Raw genomic sequence first — 5,168 nt, 5'->3', positions numbered from 1 at the left:
TGCCCCGGGCGGCGTCGGGGAAGATCCTGCGCCGTGAGCTGAGGGACCGGGAAGGGGAGCGGGGAGAGGTATGACAGGGGTCGTCACGCGTCGCGGTGGCGACGGCGGGGTCGGACTTCGCGCTGACGGAGGCCCGGATCGGGGTGGCGCCGGCGGTGATCTCGCTGACGCTGCTGCCGAAGGTGGACGCGCGGGCCGCGGCCCGCTACTACCTGACGGGGGAGCGGTTCGACGCGGCCGCGCCTGAGCCGGTGCCCGGCATCGACCCGGCCGAGGACGTGGCGGCGCTGCCGTTCCTCCACGTCAGTGGGTCTACGGGACACGCAGTCAAGGGAGATGGGCGCGGAGGGCGCCCCCGGTCGGGGCAGGTTCCGACGGGGGGCATCTGAGCGTCCGTCGGCGGCCTAAGCTGCGGCCTTACGCCGGGCAAGCTCGACCGCACGCTCGCGCAGCTCCCGCGCCGCCCGGTGTGTCTGGTAGCTGCGCAACCGGCGTTCCATGATCTCGAAGTGCTCGTCTGCCCGTGAAGACGAAAGCTGCTCGTAGTCGTCGAGGAACTTCCCCCAGGTACCACACGCTGCTTCGAGGTGTCCCATTTCGAGCTGGCGCTGAGCCAGAAGTCCGTTCGCGTGAGCGCGGCCCTGCCGCTCGACGGGCGGGCGTACACGGTTGCTGTCTTGCATGGCTTTCACGGACGTGGGGATGTCCCCCAGGGCGTAGTTCACGCTCGACACATGAAAGAAGTAGGCGGCCAAGTCGTATCCGCCGATGGCGTCTCGTCGGTTGTCCGCCTTGGACAGGGCCGCCTCGGTTTCCCGTAGGCGCGCGAATGCCTGGCGTCGGTCGCCCACAAGGGCGGCGCCGTGGGCTTGCTGGCCCGCGAGGAAGGCGTGAAGGCGTGGCCCCGCTTTTGGGGCCGCTTCGGCCGCACTGTCGGCGAGTTCGAGGGCTTTGCTCGCATGCTTGAGGTTGGCTGCTTGTAGCGCCATGCCACGGAGCGTCCGGCAGTACGTGACGTGATCGTTCGCGGCCCCCGCGAGTTTCAGGGCGCGGAGGTAGTAGCGCTGACCGAGACCGTGGTCGCGCTCGTACATGGCCATCCAGCCCGTGAGATAGACCAGGTCGGAGGCTGCGGCGAGCATGCTGCTTTTCACGGACTCCGGCGCGTCGGCGCGAAGGTATGGGGCGACGGTGTTGACGAGGAATGCGGCGGCCATGGGCCGGGCGTGTGCTCCCCCGAGTTCGTCGAGGATGTCGGCGATACGCTCCGTCATGGTGCGGACCGTGGCGACTTCTCCGGCGCCGATCCGAGTCGTGCGGCCAGCCGCGTTCGATTCCTCGCGGTCGACCAGTTCACGGAACATGGGGATGGGTAATGCTGCCGAATAGAGGCTCGTGGCAAGGAACTTGCGCCGCTCAGGGTCCATGTCTGCCCTCCCGGTAGAGACAAGTCCCTCCACAGTGTCCCCCTCCCCAAGGGTGGGAACGCCCGATTCGGCCACGGGCGGGGGCCAGCCTGCCTCTTCGTGGGTGACTGGGCGGGCGAGTTTTCGCGCGAACGCTTCCAAGATCAGGGGCCGGATGTGCTTACGCGGGATCGTTCCGCCTACCCACTTGTTCACATTGAACTTGGTGCACCCCACCGAGTGGCCCGCCTCTGTGCCAATGCGGTTGACCTGCGCGGCTAGTTGGCCCTGCGTCCAGTTGGCGGCGCTCAGCAGTCCGGCCAGACCCACGTTCGGAGCCCGGTTGCCCATGGCTGTGCACTCCTGTCGTCGGCGAACTTTCCACCTCTTCTACTTTCCCCGCTTGCCAAACGGTACCGCTGTGCGTGTCCGTCCGGTTGCGTAGTGCGTGCAAGAGCGAGCGGCGAAGGGGACAGCGATGCACCACCTACCGAAGCGCGCGCCCGGCGTCGGCCTGGCGGACCTTGAAGCGGCGATCGACCGTGGGGAGTTCCATCGTCTTACTTCTGGAGGGCGAGCCATTCCCTACCCGGCTCGGGTACCGCGTTCTGGGTACGTCGTCCCGGGCCGAGAGGGGCTGGAAGACGTAGCGGCCTGCCTGCGGCGGTTGATCGCATGAGCGGCGACGAGATGGCTTGCGAGCACCCCCAGCAGTGGGAGGCGGGCGACGTCGCCATGGACGCTGAGGGGCACGTCGGCCGCGTGATGGACGTCCGGGTGGGCACGGCCTTTCTCCGGCCGTTGAACGGTGGTGTGGAGTGGTCGGCGCCGGTTGAGGAGCTGGAACCGGCCGCGCAGTCGGACGCCCTGAGCGCGGCGGTGGACGCGGCGAACACCAGGACGCGGGAGCGGGGGCGGCTGTGAGACCGGAGCAGTTGTTCACCTTCACGCCCGAGCAGCGCGCGGAACTCGACGCGGGGTTCGCGCAGATCCTCGCCGCACAGGATGCGCACAAGACGCGGATGGCCATAGGGGGTGCGCTGGTCGAGCTGGCGGACGCGGTGGAGCAGGAACTCAGCGAGGAGGGCCGTGATGCAGGGCGTGCCGGTGACGCGGAGGGTGCCAGCAATGGCAGCGATTCGGCCGTGCAAGGGGCGGTGCCGATGGTGCGGGAACGCTCGCCGCTCGTTCGGTGCGTACTCCGGGGCGCAGTTCGGTACGCCGGGCGGTTCGCCGGCCCGGTGACGGCTGCGGTGCTGGCGGGCGCGCCCGTGGTGGCGGTCGCCTTAGCTCTGGCGGAGGCGTGACGTGGCGCGGCAGAGTGCGGCGGAAGCGCGGGAGACCCGGCAAGGGGTGGTCGCCCATCGCGACCAGATCACCCTCCGGTACGTCGGCGGCGAGAACGAGTGAGCGACAAGACATGTGGCTCTCGCGTGTGGCTGAACGCCGCGCAGGTGACCAGTGCTCGGCGCTTCCTCGTGTCGTACGCGGGTGAGCTGTCGCAGTGGGCCGTGTGCGCGAAGCCGCCGCACAACCGCGATCAGGACCACATGGCGATCATCCGGAACGTGCCGGACGACTGGGGCGGCGGCTACGTCGTGCTCCGTTGGGGCCGGTACTGGAGGTTCGGCACCGCTGGGCGCGGCTGCGCGCGGGCTGCGCTCTTTCACTGGCCGGCACACCGCACAACGACCCCTGACCGAGGAGAGAGAGCAGATGGGTAGGAAGCCGAGTCCGGAGTCGATGGCGTGGCGTGAGGGGCGAGAGCGGCGCGGCGCGGCGCTGAAGGGGCCTCGCGGTGAGCCCTGAGCGCTGGGCGACGGTGGCGAGGAGGGCACGGCATTTGGTCGGCCGGCCGGTGCGGGCGCTGTTCGTGTTCGCGGTCGCGGCCGGTATCGGTCTCGCCCTGGTGCTGCCCTTCGCCTCCTGAATTCCGCTCCCGTCGGGATGTGTCGAGACCTCCCCCATGGGGTTCGGCTTTCCTCGGCGGGGGCGGGCAAGGCCCGGCCTGTCGCCGATAGCAGGAAGGCTTGGGGTGGCGGGCCGGCCCCGGTGGAGTGGACACCGGGACAAGTCAGTAAGTGCAGTGCACCACTACACCCTTGAAGGGGACACAGCATGACGACGACCGCCAGTGATGTCCGGACCGGCCGTGCGATGGTCGACGCGGCGCTGTTCGACAGCATCGTGGAATTCACCGTGACGCACTTCAACTACGACCAGGGCAAGGCGGAACGCGCCACTGACCAGGCGATCGCGTTCGTGGCGTCGGTGGCAACGGCAACGGTCGAGATGGTGCCGAGCGACGACGTGGACGCAGCGCTCCACGCGTTCATCCTGCACACCGCCGACTACCGCGAGTTCTGCGAGAAGAACGCGGGCCGCTTCCTGGAGCACAACCCGCGTCCCGGCGGCGGGGGCCGCACCCTGGAAGACGTCACGGCGACGGCGCACGCCATGAAGGCGGCTGGGTTCATGGTCCTCGACGATCTGTGGACCGTGAACGGCGAGAACGCCGCCCAGTGTGACTCCGACTGCGGACGCGACTACCGCGCAGCCTAGGGCGGATAGTCTCCGGCCCGTGTGACCTGAGTGAAGCCGACCCCCATGGCGGGGGTCGGCTTCGCCGTGAGGAGGTTGGACCATGCCCCAAGAGGGACCGTACGAACTGCCTGATGCTGTCCGCGAGACGTTGCGCCCCTTATCGGAACGGCTGGTCATGAACCGGCGTGGGACGACCCTTTGGGACGTCGCTGCGAACCGGGGGCGCTATGCCGTGAAGCTGGGATACCCCACGGAAAGGCACGCCTGGACGGCCCTTGGCCCTGCCCGTGAGTCCGCCGTGCTGCGGCAGGTCACGGGTGAGCGCATTCCCCAGGGACGGTGGGAGCGGGGCACGTGGAGCGCGCAGCCGTGGCGAGAAGGGCACAGTCTCTACGACCTGTGGAAGCCGCACCGGAGCGAGGACACGCCACCTGCTCCGGACCTGGGTGAAGCGCTGTCCTGCGCGGCGCAACTTGCAGCACTGCACGACAAGGGCTGGGTGCACGGGGACGTGCAGCCTGCTCATTTCCTGATCGAGCGGGCAGCCGGGACGTTTCTCATCGACCTTGCGCTCGCTCAGGGTGGCCCGGTCCCCGAACAGTGGGACTTCCCGTATCGAGGCTGCCTCGTCCACTACGAAGCGCCGGAGATCTCGGGCAGCGTCCTTCAGGCCGGATATGCCGTCCCCACGTGTGCGTCGGACGTCTACGCGCTGGGGGCCTCGTTCTTCATCAGCGCGACCGGATGGCGGCATGTCGCGTATCCGGACGATGCGTCCCGCCCCGACCAGCGCCGGGCCATCGTGAACGGCACACATCGGCCTGTGAACGTGGCCGGGGTTCTGGGCAAGCTGATTCCTGAGATGCTGCGCTACGACCCGGCGGACAGGCCGACCAGCGCCGAGGTGTGCGCCGCGCTGGCGGCCTGATGGGCATTTCGGTTCTGAGAACGCAGAAACCCGCCCCTCGTACGGCCCTGAGTGGCCGTACGGGGGGGGTATGCCGCGCAGAAACCTGCAAGCGCGCTTGATTGTTCTCTGTGGTGCTGACACCCTCGTGAGGCCGCTTCCGCCGGCGTGAGGGAGGTCAACCCGCATGGGGCTCGAGTGTCCTCTGGACCCCCAGTTCCACATCTATGGTCTGACGGCGCTGATGAACGCGCCGCTGCGGCAGACGTACGGCATGACGGAGCTGTCGCCGGGGACGCATGTGGTGCCGC

Annotated in this window: 6 protein-coding genes and 1 pseudogene; 6 read left to right on the top strand and 1 reads right to left on the bottom strand. The window is 68.7% G+C overall.

Annotation, left to right across the window (positions count from 1 at the left end):
- Positions 1-89: 89 nt before the first annotated feature.
- A pseudogene (locus IEZ01_RS16195) lies at positions 90-281 on the top strand (enoyl-CoA hydratase); the annotation flags it as partial.
- Between the two features lie 123 nt (positions 282-404).
- Here IEZ01_RS16195 and IEZ01_RS16190 read toward each other — a convergent pair.
- Positions 405-1,757: an NsdA family TPR-like regulatory protein gene (locus tag IEZ01_RS16190; protein ID WP_189202282.1), complete on the bottom strand. Its 1,353-nt coding sequence runs from the start codon at positions 1,755-1,757 to the stop codon at positions 405-407.
- A 324-nt stretch (positions 1,758-2,081) separates the two neighbouring features.
- On the opposite strand from IEZ01_RS16190, the gene IEZ01_RS16185 reads away from it, so the two are divergent.
- The 5 genes from IEZ01_RS16185 (at position 2,082) to IEZ01_RS16170 (ending at position 4,878) form a co-directional block, all read left to right on the top strand.
- Positions 2,082-2,330: a hypothetical protein gene (locus IEZ01_RS16185; protein ID WP_229832985.1), complete on the top strand. Its 249-nt coding sequence runs from the start codon at positions 2,082-2,084 to the stop codon at positions 2,328-2,330.
- The gene (locus IEZ01_RS16180; RefSeq protein WP_189202280.1) at positions 2,327-2,713 is read left to right on the top strand and encodes a hypothetical protein; all 387 of its coding nucleotides are present in this window, start codon (positions 2,327-2,329) and stop codon (positions 2,711-2,713) included. The genes IEZ01_RS16185 and IEZ01_RS16180 overlap by 4 nt, the downstream gene beginning before the upstream one ends.
- A 491-nt stretch (positions 2,714-3,204) precedes the next feature.
- Complete coding sequence (locus IEZ01_RS35665) at positions 3,205-3,336, top strand: hypothetical protein (RefSeq protein WP_267907261.1); 132 nt, start codon at positions 3,205-3,207, stop codon at positions 3,334-3,336.
- Positions 3,337-3,524: 188 nt separating this feature from the next.
- Entirely contained in the window at positions 3,525-3,968 is a 444-nt protein-coding gene (locus IEZ01_RS16175; protein ID WP_019887265.1) for a UCP032817 domain-containing protein, read from the top strand.
- A gap of 82 nt (positions 3,969-4,050) precedes the next feature.
- Positions 4,051-4,878: a protein kinase family protein gene (locus IEZ01_RS16170; protein ID WP_189202278.1), complete on the top strand. Its 828-nt coding sequence runs from the start codon at positions 4,051-4,053 to the stop codon at positions 4,876-4,878.
- Positions 4,879-5,168: the final 290 nt, after the last annotated feature.

It is taken from the genome of Streptomyces purpureus, from assembly GCF_014648195.1.
In the GTDB taxonomy this organism is placed as follows: domain Bacteria; phylum Actinomycetota; class Actinomycetes; order Streptomycetales; family Streptomycetaceae; genus Streptomyces; species Streptomyces purpureus.
Note: the sequence above shows the minus strand (reverse complement) of the source record. Positions and strands in the feature narration are given on the sequence as shown.